This window comes from Tenacibaculum profundicola, assembly GCF_057220795.1.
In genome coordinates, this window is record NZ_CM170137.1 from 2,020,862 (window position 1) to 2,040,613 (window position 19,752).

13 protein-coding genes are annotated in these 19,752 nt (G+C 33.4%); 10 read left to right on the plus strand and 3 right to left on the minus strand.

All coding sequences use genetic code 11. From position 1 onward, the window contains the following. Positions 1 to 32: 32 nt before the first annotated feature. The 4 genes from AC2TDS_RS08595 to AC2TDS_RS08610 all read left to right on the plus strand — a co-directional run bounded on the left by AC2TDS_RS08595 (position 33) and on the right by AC2TDS_RS08610 (position 5,686). Positions 33 to 548, plus strand: a complete 516-nt coding sequence (locus tag AC2TDS_RS08595; protein WP_484738684.1) for a DUF2892 domain-containing protein — start codon at positions 33 to 35, stop codon at positions 546 to 548. Between the two features lie 61 nt (positions 549 to 609). Beyond that, a complete protein-coding gene (locus AC2TDS_RS08600; protein ID WP_484738685.1) occupies positions 610 to 2,517 on the plus strand; it encodes a polysaccharide biosynthesis protein in 1,908 nt (635 codons plus the stop codon). 30 nt (positions 2,518 to 2,547) lie between these two features. Further along, entirely contained in the window at positions 2,548 to 3,315 is a 768-nt protein-coding gene (locus AC2TDS_RS08605) for a polysaccharide biosynthesis/export family protein (RefSeq protein ID WP_484738686.1), read from the plus strand. 7 nt (positions 3,316 to 3,322) lie between these two features. Continuing rightward, positions 3,323 to 5,686 carry a GumC family protein gene (locus tag AC2TDS_RS08610; protein ID WP_484738687.1) on the plus strand — a complete coding sequence of 788 codons (2,364 nt, stop codon included), beginning with the start codon at positions 3,323 to 3,325 and terminating at the stop codon, positions 5,684 to 5,686. 127 nt (positions 5,687 to 5,813) lie between these two features. Here AC2TDS_RS08610 and AC2TDS_RS08615 read toward each other — a convergent pair whose 3' ends face one another. From AC2TDS_RS08615 to gldJ, 3 genes are all read right to left on the minus strand, one after another. Next, positions 5,814 to 6,569, minus strand: coding sequence for a tyrosine-protein phosphatase (locus AC2TDS_RS08615; RefSeq protein ID WP_484738688.1), 756 nt, complete (start codon positions 6,567 to 6,569; stop codon positions 5,814 to 5,816). An 81-nt stretch (positions 6,570 to 6,650) separates the two neighbouring features. Continuing rightward, a complete protein-coding gene (locus tag AC2TDS_RS08620) occupies positions 6,651 to 7,907 on the minus strand; it encodes a UDP-N-acetylmuramoyl-tripeptide--D-alanyl-D-alanine ligase (protein WP_484738689.1) in 1,257 nt (418 codons plus the stop codon). Between the two features lie 62 nt (positions 7,908 to 7,969). Continuing rightward, complete coding sequence (gene gldJ / locus AC2TDS_RS08625; RefSeq protein WP_484738690.1) at positions 7,970 to 9,679, minus strand: gliding motility lipoprotein GldJ; 1,710 nt, start codon at positions 9,677 to 9,679, stop codon at positions 7,970 to 7,972. A gap of 204 nt (positions 9,680 to 9,883) precedes the next feature. Here gldJ and porU point away from each other — a divergent pair, with 204 nt between their 5' ends. From porU to AC2TDS_RS08655, 6 genes are all read left to right on the plus strand, one after another. Then, positions 9,884 to 13,270 carry a type IX secretion system sortase PorU gene (gene porU / locus AC2TDS_RS08630; protein WP_484738691.1) on the plus strand — a complete coding sequence of 1,129 codons (3,387 nt, stop codon included), beginning with the start codon at positions 9,884 to 9,886 and terminating at the stop codon, positions 13,268 to 13,270. Between the two features lie 45 nt (positions 13,271 to 13,315). Then, the gene (gene porV / locus AC2TDS_RS08635) at positions 13,316 to 14,395 is read left to right on the plus strand and encodes a type IX secretion system outer membrane channel protein PorV (protein ID WP_484738692.1); all 1,080 of its coding nucleotides are present in this window, start codon (positions 13,316 to 13,318) and stop codon (positions 14,393 to 14,395) included. A 77-nt stretch (positions 14,396 to 14,472) separates the two neighbouring features. Then, positions 14,473 to 14,955: a cytidine deaminase gene (gene cdd, locus AC2TDS_RS08640; RefSeq protein WP_484738693.1), complete on the plus strand. Its 483-nt coding sequence runs from the start codon at positions 14,473 to 14,475 to the stop codon at positions 14,953 to 14,955. Positions 14,956 to 15,066: 111 nt separating this feature from the next. After that, positions 15,067 to 16,131, plus strand: a complete 1,065-nt coding sequence (locus AC2TDS_RS08645; RefSeq protein ID WP_484738694.1) for a 3-oxoacyl-ACP synthase III family protein — start codon at positions 15,067 to 15,069, stop codon at positions 16,129 to 16,131. A gap of 56 nt (positions 16,132 to 16,187) precedes the next feature. Next, the gene (gene guaA / locus AC2TDS_RS08650; RefSeq protein WP_484738695.1) at positions 16,188 to 17,723 is read left to right on the plus strand and encodes a glutamine-hydrolyzing GMP synthase; all 1,536 of its coding nucleotides are present in this window, start codon (positions 16,188 to 16,190) and stop codon (positions 17,721 to 17,723) included. Between the two features lie 130 nt (positions 17,724 to 17,853). After that, complete coding sequence (locus tag AC2TDS_RS08655; protein WP_484738696.1) at positions 17,854 to 19,698, plus strand: amino acid ABC transporter substrate-binding protein; 1,845 nt, start codon at positions 17,854 to 17,856, stop codon at positions 19,696 to 19,698. Positions 19,699 to 19,752 lie beyond the last annotated feature (54 nt).

Sequence of the window (19,752 nt, forward strand, 5' to 3'; positions counted from 1 at the left end):
TTGTTCCAAATTAAATAGAATTATATACCATTATGTTTCATAAAAATATAAAATTAGTTTTAGCTGCTTTGATAACCGTTTGGTCGGTGTACGAATTTACACAGGGCCATATAATGAATGGGATTTCTATCTTATTGTTAGCTGGGATTTTTGTACTTTTTTATTTTAAAAATGAATTTATTTTATTGTCTTTTTTACAACTACGTAAACAAAATTTTGAAGGGGCCAAAAAATGGTTAGCATATATCAAAAATCCTTCCGCTGCGCTTACCAAGAATCAAGAAGGTTATTTCAACTATTTACATGGTATTATGCTTTCACAAACGAATATTACGCAAGCTGAAAAATTCCTTAAAAAAGCGGTAAAATTAGGACTTTCAATGGATCATGATTTGGCAATGGCTAAATTACAGCTAGCTGGTATTGCCATGACTAAAAGACGCAAAAGAGAGGCTACTAATTTAATGGCCGAGGCTAAAAAATTAGATAAACATGGAATGCTGAAAGAACAGATGCAAATGATGAAACAACAAATGAAAAAAATATAGTTCTTGTTAGAAAATGCATTCTATAATAAATTTGTAAATTTACACGATATTAAAGGTTTGAATGGGTAAAAATTTATTTCTACTGCGGATTTTAGAAAAACATGCTTCCAGTTGGGTCGTGTTGGTTATTGATATTGTATTAGTATGTATATCTTTTGTGCTCGCGTATACCGTGCGATTTGACGCAAGCTTAAACTTCAACCTAAGCAGCCTTTACAATCAACTCCCTTTTATTGCTATCGTTTCTCTTGTCAGTTTTTTAATTGTTGGTTCTTATAGAGGGATCATTAGGCATACTGGTACAAGAGATGCTTTTAATGTGTTTGTTGGCGTGACGCTGCTTTCGATAATTGCTACAAGCATTGTTTTACTAAACAATACTTTTAAAATTATCCCAAACTTTACGATACCTAAGTCTGTTATCATAATTCATTATTTGATCTCAGTACTGATTCTGGTTATCAGTAGATATGTTTTCAAAGCCTTTTTTGAAATTATTTCTTCGGAACTTGATGATATCACCAACGTATTAATATACGGCGCAGGAGACTCTGGTTTAATTACTTATGGCGCTTTAAATCGTGACACCAAAAACAATTATCAGGTGATTGGTTTTGTAGATGATGATATCAAGAAAATTGGAAAGAAAATTGATCGCATAAAAATTTATGCAAGTACTAGAATTGATAGTCATTTTATTGACAAACAAAAAATTGATGAAATCATCATATCAATTCAAAATATAAAATCAGAAAAATTACTATATCTGACGGACGAATTATTAAGGTTAGGAATAAAAATAAAAATTGTTCCTCCATTATCAAAATGGATCGATGGTGATCTAGAAGCAAATCAAATAAAGCAAGTTAAGATTGAGGACTTGTTAGACAGAAAGCCTATTTCAATTGACAATCCAATTGTTAAACGAGACGTTAATAATAAAGTAATATTGGTCACCGGTGCTGCAGGTTCAATAGGTTCAGAAATATCTAGGCAGCTCAGTAATTATAATTACAAACATCTTATTTTAGTAGACCAAGCCGAATCTGCACTATACGATTTACAACAAGAGCTCATTCAAAATAATATACAAAACTTTACAGCAATCGTAGGTGATGTTCGAGATAAAACAAGAATGGCTGACATTTTTACCTCCTATAAACCCAATAAAGTTTTTCATGCCGCTGCATACAAACATGTTCCTTTAATGGAGTTAAGCCCATATGAAGCCGTTAAAATAAATATTGGCGGTACTCAAAATATAGCCGATTTATCTATTGAACATCAAATTGACAGATTCGTTATGATATCAACGGATAAAGCAGTAAACCCTACCAATGTTATGGGGGCGACAAAACGCGTTGCTGAAATGTATATTAGTTGTTTAAGTAATCAGCAAAATCACAATACAAAGTTTACCACCACTCGTTTCGGAAATGTTCTAGGTTCTAATGGATCCGTTATACCATTGTTTAAAAAACAAATCAAAAATGGAGGGCCTTTAACGGTTACTCATAAAGATATAACTCGCTATTTTATGACGATTCCTGAAGCTTGCCAATTAGTTTTGGAAGCTGGAACCATGGGGAAAGGTGGGGAAATTTATTTATTTGACATGGGCAAATCTGTGAAAATTTACAATATAGCGAAACGGATGATTCATTTATCTGGATTGCGTTTCCCTGAAGATATTGACATCAAAATAACTGGGCTACGTCCTGGTGAAAAACTCTTTGAAGAATTATTAGCTAATGGAGAAAACACCAGTGCTACATATCATGAGAAAATTATGATCGCCAAAAATCAAGAAATTAATTATGTGAATGTATATCAAAATATAATTGAATTATGCACCAAAAACAGCGAGCATAATAATCAAAAAACTGTTCAACTCATAAAAAGTATAGTTCCTGAATATATCTCTAACAATTCTATTTATGAAAAATTAGACTCTAGTATAAAAAATTAAATCAGTACTTCCGCGAAAAAATTTTATCAAATGCAAAAAGTAAAAAAAATTGTTTTAGTATTCCTAATAACAGTCCTCTCTTCATGTGTCTCTAAAAAAGAAATTCTTTACTTTCAACATGACCAAATAGATCAAGCTAAGGTTACCAATAGTTATAAAACGGTATTTAAACCAGATGACTTGCTTCAAATAACTGTTTCTGCTTTAGACATAGAAGCAGTCAAACCTTTTAACTTACCCGCTGTTGCTTTCGCAACGACTACGAACAGAGTCGTTGGCACACCGCAGCAACAATCTTATTTAGTAGATAATGGGGGTTATATAGATTTTCCTGTTTTAGGAAGAATTAAGGTAGCAGGGTTAACAAGATCAGAAACAATAACTCTTTTTAAAAAGAAGTTAGACCCTGACTATATTAAAAACCCAACCATAAACATTCGTATTTCTAATTTTACAGTAACGGTGCTTGGTGATGTAAAAACACCTGGAACTTATATCATTCCTAATGAAAGAATCACGGTATTAGAAGCAGTTGGCCTTGCTGGAGATTTAAACATATCTGCAGTACGAAATATTGAAGTAAAAAGAGAAGAAGGTACGAAAATAACATCTTATGAAATAGATTTGAGATCTAACAAATTATTTACGTCTCCTGCTTACTATTTGCAGCAAAATGATGTGGTATATGTTCAGCCAAACAAAGCAAGATCTCAATCTGCTTCATACAATCAAAACACAGGTTTATTTATTTCAATAGGATCAGTACTTATTTCACTAATTTCTATTTTAACCCGATAATCATACTATGGAAAAAGAACAATATTCTCATCAAATAAAAGGCAACGACACCATAAATATTAGAGCAGAGCTGGAAAAATATTTCATCCATTGGAAGTGGTTCGCTCTCGGCATTTTAGTTGCTATTACAGTCGCTTCTTTGTATTTAAGGTACGCTACTCCAAAATATAACGCATCTACCACCATTCTCATAAAAGATGACAAAAAAGGAGGGTTATCAGAAGAACTAGCGGCTTTCGAAGATCTTGGTATTGGCGGATCTGGTAAAAACATGGATAACGAGATAGAGATCATAAAATCTAGAAAATTAATCTCTGATGTTATCAAAAAACTTACTCTAGATATCCGCTATTTCAGCGAAGGAAGAATTAAATCCTCTGAAATTTATAAGGAACTCCCGATAAAAATAAACTTTGCAAAGAACGATAAGACAATAGACACCACTTTTTCTATTAAGATCCTCTCTAAGAAAAAATACTTACTATATGATGGGGATCATAATGAAATTTCAGAGTACAATTTTGCTAGTACTACTAAAAACTCATCAATTAATAATTTAGTCATTGATAGAACGTCTCATTTCTTAGACACCAATATCGGAAAGACAATTCAAATATCAATTACTCCTTTAGATCAAGTTATTGATGAACTACAAAAGGCTATTTCGGTAAGTCCGATTAACAAAAAATCAAGTGTTCTAAAGTTATCTTTACAATCAGCAGTTAAGGAAAAAGCGGAACACATTTTAGATGAACTTGTTGACCAGTATAATCACGACGCTATTCAAGACAAAAAATTGGTTTCTGAAAAAACCAGTAGTTTTATACAAGAGAGACTTCAAGATATCGGTACAGAATTGGCCAAATTAGATGACGATGTAAGAAACTTCAAAAACAAAAACAACATTACCGATATCGCTTCAGAAGCGCAATTAATCTTGCAAACAAACACCTTGAATAGGCAAAAAGTAATTCAAGCTTCTACTGAACTTAACTTGGTCAAGGCTTTAAGTGATGAAATCAACTTAAAAGACGATTTTCTACCGACAAATTTAGGGTTAGATGACCCAAATATAGCTCAATCAATTGCAGAATACAACCAATTGATTACACAAAGAAATAGGTTGTTAAAAAGTGCTGGTAAAAAAAACACCATTGTCATAGGTATACAAGATAACATTGCCAACTTAAAATCCTCGTTAAAAAGAAGTTTAGATAATAGGCAACGCCTTTTGGAAATTAATCTTAATGAATTGAAAAAAGAAGCAGTTAGGTTTACTTCCAAAATAGCATCAATGCCGGCTCAAGAAAGAGATTTTCTGGACATTGCCCGTTCACAAGAAATCATCGCAGGATTGTATTCGTATTTGCTCAAGAAAAAAGAGGAAACGGCTATTTCTTTAACCGCTAATACTGTTCCTAATGCCAAAATTATTGATAGAGCCTATGGGTCTAACATCCCTGTAAGCCCTAAAAATAAAATAATTTATTTAGCTGCACTACTCTTAGGTTTAATCATACCTTTTATCATTCTCTATTTAAGAGATTTATTAGACACCAAAGTACATACTAAAAAAGACATTGAAGACTTAACAACGATACCTTTCCTTGGAGATATACCTCACTCGGAATCCAGACAAAAAATCGTGATCAATGCGGGCGCAAGATCCAGTGCTGCCGAAGCTTTTAGATTGATAAGAACCAATCTCGATTTTATGCTTCCCAGCGCTAAAAATGAACTAGGCAAAACAATTTTTGTTACCTCCACTACCAGTGGAGAAGGAAAGTCTTTTACCTCTATAAATTTAGCAGCGTCTCTTTCTTTATCTGGAAAGAATGTTATTCTAGTTGGAATGGACTTAAGAGCTCCAAAAATAACGGAATACTTAGAAATCCCTGATCGAAAAGGTATCACGAACTTTCTAACCAACGATAATCTGACATTAGACTCTTTAAAGTTCTCCATTCCTGAGATACCATCATTAGATATCATTGCTTCAGGAGCCATTCCTCCGAATCCAGCTGAACTTTTGATGACCTCAAAAATTGAAAAATTATTTGATCAATTACGTGGGGAATATGATTACGTCATTATTGATACAGCACCTATCAACTTGGTAACGGATACTTTGCTTATTTCAAAATATGCTGATATTGTATTATATGTTGCCAGAGCGAATTACCTTGATAAAAGAATGTTAGTGGTAGCTCAAACTTTATACAAAGAGAAAAAGTTACCAAATTTAGCGATCATTTTAAATGACACCGATCTAAAAAGAGGTTATGGTTATGGATACGGTTATGGATACGGCTATGGATACGGCGTAGCGGATGATGATGATAAACCATGGTACAAACGAATGTTTAACTAAAACAAAACCCAACTATAAAACAAACACCCTCATCTTTTATTAAAAATGAGGGTGTTTATTTTTTCTGGCAATAATCTTAATTTTGTAATGGGTACTTCAGCTTCAATCTTATACCAGTTATTGTTACTTATTTCGCCAATTCTTTATGTTTGAAGATCTCGTTTCTTTCAATTAAACCTTCAATCTGAGTAATAATTCTAGGGTCACCTATCTTTTTTAGCAATCGCAAATGATTACTATGATGGGTATCCGTACCCACAAAATCGTATAAATTATTCTTTAATAATTTTTGGGCGGTCTTTTGAACACCTTTGCCATACTGTTCTGTTAACGAAAGTAAGTTCAATTGAAAAACACACCCTGCTTTTTTTAGTTTGTAAAACTTTTCAAAATCGTTATGATAAAAATTATATCGTTCTGGATGTGCCAATATGGGTTTATAACCCTTTAATTGTATTTCAAACAGGACTTCAAACAAATTATAAGGTGCATTAAAATAAGACATCTCTACCAAGATATAGTTATCTTTTAAGGTTAAAATGTCATTTGTTTTTAAACGCTCGGAGAATTGTTCATCCAGCATATATTCCGCGGCGGCCGTAAATCTGATATCCGCAAAACCCCTATTCAGTAGTTCATTTCTTACTATATCCGTCTTTTCCATAATTATTTCAGAAGAGTTCGGATACACATCCCCTAGAACATGAGGAGTTGTAATAAAATTCTTTATGCCATAAGCATACATCTGCTCAATTAATTCCATAGAATTATCTAAATCTTTAGCACCATCATCGATTCCAGGTAACAAATGAGAATGTATATCGACAAAATCATCACTAAAAACTTCTTTTAAAGGAATTTCTTTTTTTTTACGGAAAAACATAAATTGTTTAATTTAAAGTGCAAATTTACTTAATATTTCTTGTTCTTTTACTATCCATCTAAAAACCAACTTATTGAACCCTTATAGTATACCAATCAACCTTTCCAATGCCATGCCCCTAGATCCCTTGATTAGAATCGTGCCAGACATAATTTTATGATCTTTTAAATACTGAGCGACACCATCAAAGTTACTAAACTTTTGAAGTTTCGTTCTCACTCCAAAAAAAGTATCACCGACTAAGATAGACTTATCCAACCCTAAATCTTCTACTTTATTCGCTATCATTTGATGCTCATTTTGACTGTTACTTCCCAATTCAAACATATCTCCTAAAATCACCAGTTTACATTCTTCATTAAGTGCCTCAAAACTATCTAAAGCAGACTCCATACTTGAAGGGTTTGCATTATACGCATCTAATATAATCTTAACAGCTCCCTTATGAATTATCTGAGATCTATTGTTGCTTGGTATATAACTCTCTATCGCGTGCTTAATATCTTCTCTAGTAACCATAAAAATTTGACCGATCGTTATAGCTGCACGTATATTATTAAAATTATAGGCTCCTATTAAGTTACTTCCAATCGTCATCTCTTGGTACTTCAATTTTACACAAGGATTAGCATCCATATACATTATTGATTTGTCAATAAAAATACGCTCAATATCTATAGTTTTATTAAGTTGTACTGTGTCTTCCGAATTTACAATGGCAATTTTATGGTGATTTTTCAAGAAATCGTATAGTTCTGACTTGGCTTCAATAACTCCTTCTACTGAGCCAAACCCTTCCAAATGAGCTTTACCAAAATTCGTGATATACCCATAATCTGGATTGGCAATGTTCGCTAAAAATGAAATTTCTTTATGATGATTTGCTCCCATTTCTACGATTCCTATTTCAGTATTATCATTCATTGATAACAACGTTAGAGGCACACCAATATGATTATTAAGGTTTCCTTTGGTTGCTGTAACAATATACTTTTTACTAAGAACAGCTTTTATCAACTCTTTTGTCGTTGTCTTTCCATTACTTCCCGTAAGGGCAACAATTGGTATTTTCAATTGATTTCTATGATAATTTGCAAGCTTTTGCAATGTTTGCAAAACATCTTCTACCAAAATCATAGTGTGATCATCCGTCTTATATTTCTCTTGGTCAATCACAGCAAAATCAGCTCCTTTACTTAATGCTTCTTTTGCAAACGTATTTCCATTAAAATTCTCTCCTTTTATCGCAAAAAAGATAGTTCCTTTTCGAATCGACCTGGTGTCTATATCTACTAAATAGTTTTTGGTATATAACCTATAAAGTTCTTTAATATCCATTGTATAAAAATAACAAACCTCATTGAAAACAATGAGGTTTATTTACTATTATATTAACAATTTTATCTACCTCTATACCTAGGTGTTGCCGTTTTTTTCTTATTCATCATCATAGGCCCCATTTTATCTGTAGCACACCTAAATCCAATATAATTAGTTGCCATATATTCCGGGAAATATCTTCTTTGAGCAGGATCTAACCAATATTCTCTATCCGCCCAAGAACCGCCTTTAAAAACTCTTGACTTATCACTAATCAAGGTTGTTCTTCTCTTAGCATCGTATTTGTAATTATTGATAGTTCTCCCTAAAGAATCTTTCTCTTCTTCTGGTTTGGTTGGTGAATTATACATTCTCGGCTTGTCTTCTAATTGATCTTTATCTAAGCTATAAAATCTTGAAGACGCTTGATCTCCATCTCCTAAATTAGAGTTATTCGCCAAATTATAATTTCTTCTCATGTAAGTATCTTCCTTCGTAACTGGAATATACTTTACACTACCAGGCAGATCCCTAGGAACAATTCTACCATTTTCTAATGTATCATATTCAATATCTTCAATATCATCTCCTACGATCACTACTTTACCTTCTTCATTAATTAGTTTCTTGGTGAATATATTTCCTCTAAAATAATTGAAATCATTAGCTTCAGCATCGATAATAGGTCTATAGACATCTGACACCCATTCAGCAACATTACCAGACATATCATATAATCCAAAAGAGTTTGGAGGGTAACTTCTAACTGCGTTAGGAATATCAGAACCATCACTACTCCATCCAGCAATACCACTATAATTTCCTTTGCCTTGTTTAAAGTTCGCTAATTGATCTCCTCTTTGTCTTTTGCCTCTATCTCTTGTATACTTACCATTCCAAGCGTACTTTTTTCTTCCTCTAATGTTGTTATATTCTCTGTTTTCAAAAATAGCTTTTGCAGCATATTCCCATTCAACCTCTGTTGGTAATCTAAATTTTTGTGCTAAAATTCCATCTGTAGAGGTTACTTGTCTACCTGTAAAAGATCCTTTAGCTGGCTTCGAAGCACCTTTTTTTCTAGTAACTGGTAATCCCTTTTTATATATTGTTGAATCACCGTCAAACAACGCATATGGATTTGCTAAATATGTCTCAGTATCAAAATTATCTTTTCCTCTAAAAGCTAGAGAGTCATCTTTAAAAATATTCTTTATAATACCTTTATCCATTAATATTTTCAAATTAACAGCATTGGTACGCCATTTACAGTATTTATTAGCCTGAATCCAACTAACACCTACTACAGGATATTCTGCATAGGATGGATGGCGCAAATAACTCTCTGACAATAAATTTGTGTTTCCTAGTCCTTTTCTCCAAACTAATGTATCTGGCAATACTGACGAATAAATATGTTTAAATTGTGGATCCTCCGGCGGAAATACATCTTTTGTATACTGCATAAACAACAGATACTCTGAATTGGTTACTTCAGTTTCATCCATATAAAAAGAGCGCACGTGCATTTGTCTTGGAGTCGTGTTCCAGTCAAACATAACATCATCCTGCACTAATCCCTGTGTAAAGGTACCTCCTTCAATGTGGACCATACCTGGCGGAGTATCACTGCCTTCTTTATACTTTCCCTTTAAATAACCTCCATAATTGGGATCATTAAAGTTCCATCCAGTTAGGGAGGACTGCGAAGAACCGCCTCTCTTGCTGGTGCATGAGAGAATAAACAATCCTGTGATGGCTAATAAACTAAATAATTTTAATGTACTTTTCATCTATTTTAAACTATTTTAAGGGTGCTGCAATTTACAATATTTATGACTTATTGCAACTAAATTCAATTTTATTTTCAAACACAATTTCATTCATAAACATGATCTTTACTAGTGTTCAAACGATACTTTCTAAACTTTATTATCACGAATCTAAGAAAAAGATTAAAATAACTAACATTAAAATTCGTTATTTTGTAGCGAATTATGAAAATATATACAACTCTTTTCTGTTTACTTATTTCTGTTCTAGGTTTTTGTCAGACAAATTCGGTTTTGTCGGAAGGAAATTGGTATTCGTTTTCAATTGATACCACAGGAGTATTCAAAATTGATCGTACCTTTTTAAATGAGCTTGGAATTGACACAAATTCTATAAACCCCAAAAACATAAAAATTTATGGGAATGGAGGAAAAATGCTTCCTCAAAACAGTAGCATTCAGCGATTCAACGACTTGCAAGAAAACGCAATACTTGTTCACGGTGAAAACGACGGTGTTTTTAATAATGATGATTATATCCTTTTTTATGGCGTTGGTCCACATGATTGGGTAATTGATCCATCAAACGCTAGTGCTGCTCATCGACAAAATATCTATAGTGATAAATCATATTACTACGTAACGATTGGAAATACGGAAGGAAAAAGAATTAGTACTAAAGGTGACCTTAACCAAAGCAGTATTAAAACAATTTCCTCTTTTGATGATTTTACTTTCTATGAAACAGAGAACACCAATCTTTTTGCTGTAGGAAGAAAGTGGTTTGGAGAAGATTTTAGTTTTGAGAGTTCGAAAAATTTTAGGATCAAATTCCCAAATCAGCTCCCGAATTCTCAATTAACAGTAGTAGTAAGTGCTGTGACTATTTCATCTCTTCCTTCTGCTATGAATGTATTCGTCAATGGTAGTAACATCACTACCTTGAGCTTTCCTCCAGCATCTACATCAGGAATAAGTTCACTAGCTGTTCAAAGAACTAACCAAGGAACCATTACCAGTAATTCTTCAGAATATATAGAACTTACTATAAATTACGACAATGGTGGTTTTCCTGCTGCAAAAGCTTATTTAGATTATATAGAGATTCTAGGTAAAAAAGAACTTAAAGCTACTGGGGAACAGTTTTCATTTAGAAGTTTCGAAGCAAACAATACTTCAGGTGTTTTACAATATGAAATCCAAAACAGCAATAATATTGATCATCTTTGGAATGTTACAAACCCTATACATCCAGAAAGCATAAACAACCAAGGGTCTAGTAGTTTATTCACTTTTAAAGCTAATGGAAATTCATTGGAAGAATATATAGTTATTAATCTCAATGACACCTTCTTACCAACAGCTGAAGCCAACTCAAAAATTGAAAACCAGAACTTACATCGCTTAAAAGACATAGAATACCTTATAATAACAACTAACGAGTTGTATCCTGAAGCAAAGAGACTTACCGATTATCACACCACTAATTCTAATCTATCAGCCACCGTTGTTACTCTTGATAAAATTTACAATGAATTTTCCTCTGGCTCTCCTGATATCACAGGAATAAGAGACTTCATTAAGTATCTTTACGACAACTCATCAATAAGTAATAAACTCACTTATGTGTGTTTTTTTGGTGATTCATCCTATGACTATAAGAACAGAATTAACAATAACAATAATATTGTCCCAACCTATCACGCTACTCAAAGTTTTGATTTGGTTTCTTCATATGTTACAGACGATTATTACGTAATGATAGATACCAACGATGGAGAGATGCTTACTTCTGACTCTATTGATATTGCATCAGGGAGAATTCCGGTTAGCTCAGCTATCGAAGCCAAAATCGTTGTTGATAAAATTTTAAGTTATTATGATGTTCAATCATTTGGAGACTGGCGCAACCGTATTACACTGTTAGCAGATGACATTGATCAAGAAGCTGATAAAACACTGCAATCTGGATTAGAGGAAGTTGCTGATTCAATCAAAAAATACAAGCCTTTTTTTAACCTCAACAAACTATATGCAGATGCTTATAAGCAAGAAAATTCATCAGGTGGAGAACGATATCCTCAAGTTAAAAATGCAGTAAGTAATGCCATTGAAAACGGAACTTTGGTATTTAATTATTTTGGACATGGTGGCGAAGATGGTTTAGCTGATGAACGACTTTTAGAAATCCCTCAAATAGAGGCTTTAAACAATACAAACACACTCCCGTTATTTATTACCGTAACCTGTGAGTTTTCAAGATTTGACAATCCATTGAGAGATACAGCAGGAGAAAAATTATTTCTAAATGGAAATGGCGGGGCTGTAAGCATGGTTACTACCACTCGAGATGTTTATATCTCACTCGGTGAGCAATTTAATAAAAACTTAAGTCGATACGTTTTGGAGTATGATAATACAAGTAGCTCTATCGCTCAAAACTTGATAAAAACGAAAAACATTACATCTAGTAGTCAAAAGTTTTTTATTTATTTTTTTGGAGACCCAGCGATGAAATTGGCTATTCCTAAGCCCAATATAAGAATCACCAAAATGAACGAAAAAAACATATCAGAGTCTATTGACACTCTAAAAGCATTATCAAGAGTGTCTTTTGAAGGTGAAGTAATTGACAATACAAATACCCTTTTAACGAACTTTAACGGTGTCTTATCAACCACTATTTTCGACAAATCAATAGACAAACAGACGTTAGACAATGATGGTTTTGGAATCGTAAACACCTTTGATTCACAGGAAAGCAAATTATTCAGAGGTAAATCATCTGTCACAAATGGAAAATTTAAATTTGAATTTATCGTTCCGAAAGACATAAAAATAGCATATGGTAAAGGTAAAATTAGTATGTACGCCAACAGCGACTTAATCGACAAAGGAGGTGCTAATTTCGACGTTACAGTAGGGGGTATTAACCAGGATGCCCCTGCAGATATTACTGGACCAGAGATAAACGCTTATATGAATGATGAATCATTTGTTGATGGTGGAAACACCAACGCATCTCCTACCTTAATTATAAAACTATCTGACATTAGCGGAATAAATACTTCTATTACAGCTGTAGATCACGACATTATTGCCATTCTTGATGGTAATGAGGCTGAACCCATTGTTCTAAATGACTACTATCAAACAGAATTAGACGACTTTACTAAAGGCGAAGTTTCCTACAAATTGAGAAATCTTTCAACTGGTATGCACGTACTTAAAATAAAAGCGTGGGACACCTACAATAATTCTTCGGAAACAACGTTAACCTTTGTGGTTGTGAGCGATACTGGATTGACCTTAACGAATGTATTAAATTATCCTAATCCGTTTGTTAATTACACAGAATTTTGGTTCAACCACAACAAACCAAACGAACCTTTAGAGGTTCAAATACAAATTTTTACGGTTTCGGGAAAACTCGTAAAAACAATTAATCAATTATCACAAACATCTGGAAATCTTTCAAGAAATATAACTTGGAATGGTTTGGATGATTTTGGGAACAAACTAGGGAAAGGTATATATATTTATAAGTTAAAAGTAAAATCAACAACAACAAACATAGTATCTAAGAAATATGAAAAATTGGTAATACTTTAAAACACTAAAAATTATATATTTGTAACATCAACAATCAAATCATAAATGAAAAAATTAACATTTCTTCTACTGTTTTTAGCGGTAACTTTTAAAACTGCGGCACAACAAGGTATCACTACAGCAACTCCTTTTTTATTAATAACGTCGGATGCCCGCGCTGGAGGTATGGGTGACATTGGGGTGGCAACCTCATCAGATGCTTTTTCTATTTTTCATAATGCTGCAAAAACGGCATTCAATGAAAATCAGATAAGTATTGGTCTAAATTATACGCCATGGCTTCGTAACCTGACGGATGACATTTTCGCCGGAAATCTATCTTATGTGAATAGATTTAAAGAAAATGCGGCTTGGGGAGTTGATGTTAAATATTTTTCTCTAGGTCAAATAGAACTAACTACCAATACTGGTTTACCTGCTGGGTATGAAAATCCAAATGAATTTGCTGTCACTGGTATTTACTCTATGAAATTAAGTGAAAAGTTTTCTATGGGAGTTGGCTTAAAATACATAAACTCAAATTTGGATGTTTCTAACAATTTAAAAGCGGTCAACTCAATTGCTGTTGATGTATCTGCTTTCTATCGTTCAGAAGAAGAAAATTACGGGACCTTTAATGGTCGTTATCGTGTAGGTATTAATGTAGCCAATATTGGCCCTAAAGTAAGTTATTCTACAGATACAGAAAATTTCATTCCAACCAATGTAAAACTTGGTGGAGGTTTTGATTTTATCTTCGATGATTATAACTTATTGGGATTAAATCTTGAATTTACAAAACTATTAGTTCCTACAAGCCCTAACTCTACCAGAGGATGGTTTGAAGGAATGTTTACCTCTTTAGGTGATAGAGATTTTAGCGAAGAGTTACAAGAAGTAACTTGGGCTCTAGGTGCTGAATACTTATACAATAACGCTTTTGCTTTAAGAGGTGGGTATTTTCATGAAAGTGAGAACAAAGGACAACGTCAATATTTTACGTTAGGAGCTGGGTTTAAGGCTCGATCTTTCAATGTAGATCTTTCGTATCTCATGAATACATCCGATGTTAATAATAATCCTTTAGAAAACACTTTGCGTTTTTCGCTGTCGTTTGATTTAGGTGATATTTACGAAGACTATTAATATTTATTTTTTTAGTAAATTAGCACAAAATATGAAAGCTGTCTCTTTTGAGACAGCTTTTTTCGACTCACTATATTATGAAAAAAACAAACATTTCTACTTCAGCTATTATTTTTGATGATATTTCTCAATTATCAGTTCAAGACGCAATGCTTATGGAAAAGGCAACTGAAGCCCGCGCTAAGGCATATGCCCCTTATTCTTCTTTTCATGTTGGAGCCGCTATATTACTCGACAACGGGAAGGTTATCACAGGTAACAATCAAGAGAATGCAGCATATCCTTCTGGAATGTGTGCGGAGCGTGTTGCTATATGGAAAGCTGGTTCTGAAAACCCAAATATGGTCGTGAAGAAAATTGCTATTACTGCTGCTTCAAGTACATCAACAGTCGATAAACCTGTGGGGCCTTGTGGCGCCTGCAGACAAACATTATCGGAGTATGAAATTAATCAAAAACAACCTATTGAAATTTTATTTATGGGTGAAGTTGGTAAAATAGTAAAGACAGAATCTCTCTTGTCATTACTGCCTTTTTCCTTTGACAAATCATATTTGTAATATTTTTCACCTTTTTTTATAAAAATCACAAAAATAAACAGAAATCATCCCATAAACACTTCAGAATTAGATAAATTTCTTTTATTTAGTGATTAGAAAAATAGAACGACCATGATTAATGCAATAATTACCGGTACTGGATCTTACATTCCTAGTATTACAAAAGAAAATGATCAATTTAATGAGAATCATTTTTTAAATGTTGATGGTACACCTTTTGAAAACAGCAATACTGTAATTATTGAAAAATTTAAGTCTATTACAGGGATTGAAGAAAGACGTTATGCGAAAAATGATTTAACCGCATCTGATTTAGGTTATTTAGCTTCTAAAAAAGCCATTGAAAACGCAAAGATTAATCCAGAAGATCTGGATTACATCATTTTTGCTCATAACTTTGGAGATGTAAAATGTAACACTGTTCAAAGTGATATTTTACCAAGTTTAGCAACAAGAGTAAAACATTTGTTGCAAATACAGAACCCTAATTGTGTTGCTTATGACATATTATTCGGTTGCCCTGGATGGATTCAAGGTGTAATTCAAGCGCAAGCCTTTATACAAGCAAATATCGCCAAAAAAATACTGGTTATTGGTGGTGAAACTTTATCTCGAGTTATCGATCATCACGACAGAGACAGTATGATTTACAGTGATGGCGCTGGGGCTTGTATTGTAGAAAACTCAGACAATAATCTTTCTGGAATTTTAAGTCATGCGTCTCAGACCTTTGCTAAAGATGAAGCCTATCACTTGTTTTTCGGAAAATCTCACAATGAAAATAGTGATGACGACATCCGTTATATTAAAATGCACGGTCGTAAAATATATGAATTTGCTTTAAATAATGTACCTAATGCCATGAAAAAAGCCTTGGATGAAAGTGGTGTAGAAATTAATAAACTAAAGAAAATTCTTATTCATCAGGCCAATGAAAAAATGGACGAAGCTATTATAAAACGTTTTTATCGTTTGTATAAAAAACCTGTGCCAAAACACATTATGCCTATGAGCATTAGTAAATTAGGAAATAGTTCAGTGGCTACCGTACCTACCTTACTAGATCTAGTTTTAAAGGGAGCAATAGAAAATCAACATATAGAAAAAGGAGATGTTATCATGTTAGCTTCCGTTGGAGCTGGGATGAATATCAATGCAATTGTTTATAAATATTAGCGAAAAAATAAATCATCAAATATCGCAAATCTAAATTCTAAATATTATTTTTGCGGATGCAACAACACAATGTACTTATTTTAGATTTCGGATCGCAATACACGCAATTAATTGCGCGCCGTGTTAGGGAATTAAACATTTATTGTGAAATTCATCCTTATAACAAAATACCACAAAACTTAAACGATTTCAAAGCAGTTATTCTTTCAGGTAGCCCATCTTCTGTGCGTTCAGATGAAGCTCCTCATCCAGATTTATCAGAAATCAGAGGAAAAAAACCTTTATTAGCTGTTTGTTATGGCGCACAATATTTAGCGCATTTTTCAGGAGGATTAGTAGCACCTTCTAACACTCGGGAATATGGTAGAGCCAACCTTTCTTTTATAAAAAAAGAAGAAACCTTCTTTTCGAATATCTCTGAGGGAAGTCAAGTTTGGATGAGTCATTCCGACACCGTTAAAGAACTACCTACAAACGCTGTATTATTAGCCAGCACTAACGATGTAGAAAATGCTGCTTACAAAATTGAAGGTGAAACTACTTATGCCATCCAATTTCATCCAGAAGTATACCATTCTACTGATGGAAAGCAACTATTACAAAACTTTCTGGTTTCTATCGCAGGAATAGCACAAACTTGGACTCCTGATTCTTTTGTCGACGAAACTGTCGCTACATTAAAAGAAAAAGTTGGCAATGATAAAGTCGTTTTAGGCCTGTCAGGAGGTGTAGATTCCACCGTAGCGGCTGTTCTTTTGCACAAAGCTATCGGTGCTAACTTACATTGTATTTTTGTGAACAATGGTTTATTACGTAAAAATGAATTCACCGATGTATTGAAACAATACGAAGGTATGGGCTTAAACGTTAAAGGTGTTGATGCTTCGGCACGTTTTTTGGATGCCTTAGCTGGGTTATCTGATCCAGAAGCTAAACGTAAAGCAATAGGTAAAGTATTCATTGATGTTTTTGATGATGAAGCAAACCAGATAAAGGACGCTAAATGGCTAGCACAAGGAACAATTTACCCAGATGTTATTGAATCAGTATCTGTAAATGGAGGACCGTCGGCTACCATTAAAAGCCATCATAATGTAGGTGGTTTACCCGATTTTATGAAGTTAAAGATCATAGAGCCTTTACGAATGATTTTTAAAGATGAAGTGCGTCGAGTGGGTGCATCTATGGGAATAGATAAAGACCTTTTAGGAAGACATCCTTTTCCTGGCCCTGGTTTAGCTATTCGTATCTTGGGGGATATCACTGCTGAGAAAGTACGTATATTACAAGAAGTTGACGCTGTTTTCATCAATGGACTAAAAGAAGATGGATTGTATAACAAGGTCTGGCAAGCCGGAGCTATTTTACTACCTGTCAACTCAGTAGGTGTGATGGGAGACGAACGAACTTATGAAAAGGTAGTAGCTCTTAGAGCTGTTGAAAGTACCGATGGTATGACTGCCGACTGGGTTAATTTACCCTATGAGTTTTTACAGAAAATATCGAATAAAATAATCAATAATGTAAAAGGTGTGAATCGAGTTGTTTACGATATCAGTTCAAAACCACCTGCAACAATTGAGTGGGAATAACGTTTATGTAAATAATAACCGAGGAGTCTTTGAGGGAATAGGATCTCTCAAAGATGTATCGGTATTATGCAATTCGGTAAATTTAAAGTTAAAAGAGTATAACACTCCATAAAGCATATTTAAGAAGTACATGAGGAAATTACAATTTTTTATTTTAACAGGGATACTAAGCTTCACCATTTCATGTGGTCAACAAAAACGATATGTTTCTTATAAAGTACAGGAAGGTGAAACAATGGAAGATATTGCTACACGACTAGACATGGATACAAAAGATCTATTACGATTAAATCCTGATGTCGGTCCGCAACCAAGGGGTAATACAGTTATAGTTATACCTAGCTCTAGTACAAAAAAAGGAAATTCTTCAGAAGCTTTAAATACTACCAAAGAATATGCTGTTATAGAAGAACCTAAGGAAAACGTTACGAGTACTTCTTCCGAAGATGCCCAACAAGATGGCAATGAGGTTTACCAAACAACAGTTATAAAAAGCTATAAAACGCATGAAGTAAAACCTGGTGAAACAGTGTATAGAATCACTAAGTTTTATGCTATTTCTAAAGATGAGTTATGCAAATTAAATCCGGAACACCCAGGAATTAGGGATAATAAACTCAGTATTGGCCAACTCCTTAAAGTTAAAGCTATAGAAGAAACTATAACTATTAATAAAGCAGAAGTATTGCTACAATACCTAACCCATATTGTAAAGAGCAAAGAAACTGTGTTTAGTTTAACTAGATTCTATAATATCACAAAAGAAAATCTTATAAACCTTAATCCTGAGTACCCAGATTTAGTTGATAATAAACTCTCAACTGGGCAATTATTAAAAATTAAACCCATCGAAGAAGTTAATGAAGATGAAAAAATTGCTTTCTACCAAGATAGTATTCAGGAAAACGCTTCTATAAAACTTGCATTATTACTACCTTTTAAAGCGCAACAATATGATACGTTAACACCCAAAAACATCTTTAGAAATAATAAGTTAACCAATATGGTTACTGATTTCTATTTAGGTGCTGAGATGGCCATAGATTCTTTACAACAACAAGGCATTGAAATAAACACATCAGTATTTGACACTGGTAATAGAGATGAAAACATCGCCTCAATTATAGAAAACCAAGAATTGGAGGATATCGATGTGGTTATCGGCCCATTTTATTGGAATAAAGTTGAAAAACTAGCGAAGAGTATTCGTATTCCTGTTATTTTCCCTCATTATTCAAGTAAACAAAATAAGTTGTCCTCTTCTCAAATTGTAAAAGCAGCTCCAGAAAAATCGACCTATGCGAGGTATTTGATCTCCTACTTAAAAAACAACTATCAAGGTGAAACTATTTTTGTGGTAGGCGATGGGAAAAACTATTCAAATAGCACCATTAATGAAATGGTATCATCCTTAAAAAAGCATGATTCTATTTCTTCGATTCATGTTTTAAAACCTGAAGATGGCTATATTAAAAAAGAGCGTTTTACTGATAAAATGAGTACAGATAAACCAAATTGGGTGATTGTCACCTCTGAAGATAATGTATCTATTGCCGATGCTTTAAATAGCATGATCGGTCTACCTGATGATGTATCCGTTCGCGTATTTGCAACTTATAAGGACGAAGCTTATGACAAGATTGACAATAATAAACTAGCAGATATTAACTTCACGTATGTTTCAGAAATTTATGCTGATGAAAAATCTGATGATATAAAACAGTTCTATACTAAATTTAGAGAAAAAAATAATGCATTGCCTTCAGAGTATGCTATTAAAGGGTTTGATTTAACCTATGATATTCTGATGAGATTGTCTTCAGGAAACGATTTAGGCAAGACTTTTAAACAAGGCGCCTCTTTGCGAATCGAAAATAAATTCGATTATCATAAGAAAATGTTTGGTGCAACAAGTAATAAAGGTTTGTTTATCATCAAATACAATAAAGATTTAAGCTTAAGTAGACTTAAATAAAATAAAAAGACGGATATCTAAAAAGTAAGTAGTCATTCCGAATAAAATGAATGA

Coding starts and splice junctions, on each gene's coding strand:
- gldJ (WP_484738690.1), bottom strand. CDS start 9,679: ATGAAAAGTACATTAAAATTATTTAGTTTATTAGCCATCACAGGATTG.
- AC2TDS_RS08605 (WP_484738686.1), top strand. CDS start 2,548: ATGCAAAAAGTAAAAAAAATTGTTTTAGTATTCCTAATAACAGTCCTC.
- AC2TDS_RS08615 (WP_484738688.1), bottom strand. CDS start 6,569: ATGTTTTTCCGTAAAAAAAAAGAAATTCCTTTAAAAGAAGTTTTTAGT.
- AC2TDS_RS08600 (WP_484738685.1), top strand. CDS start 610: ATGGGTAAAAATTTATTTCTACTGCGGATTTTAGAAAAACATGCTTCC.
- cdd (WP_484738693.1), top strand. CDS start 14,473: ATGAAAAAAACAAACATTTCTACTTCAGCTATTATTTTTGATGATATT.
- AC2TDS_RS08655 (WP_484738696.1), top strand. CDS start 17,854: ATGAGGAAATTACAATTTTTTATTTTAACAGGGATACTAAGCTTCACC.
- porV (WP_484738692.1), top strand. CDS start 13,316: ATGAAAAAATTAACATTTCTTCTACTGTTTTTAGCGGTAACTTTTAAA.
- AC2TDS_RS08645 (WP_484738694.1), top strand. CDS start 15,067: ATGATTAATGCAATAATTACCGGTACTGGATCTTACATTCCTAGTATT.
- guaA (WP_484738695.1), top strand. CDS start 16,188: ATGCAACAACACAATGTACTTATTTTAGATTTCGGATCGCAATACACG.
- AC2TDS_RS08595 (WP_484738684.1), top strand. CDS start 33: ATGTTTCATAAAAATATAAAATTAGTTTTAGCTGCTTTGATAACCGTT.
- AC2TDS_RS08620 (WP_484738689.1), bottom strand. CDS start 7,907: ATGGATATTAAAGAACTTTATAGGTTATATACCAAAAACTATTTAGTA.
- AC2TDS_RS08610 (WP_484738687.1), top strand. CDS start 3,323: ATGGAAAAAGAACAATATTCTCATCAAATAAAAGGCAACGACACCATA.
- porU (WP_484738691.1), top strand. CDS start 9,884: ATGAAAATATATACAACTCTTTTCTGTTTACTTATTTCTGTTCTAGGT.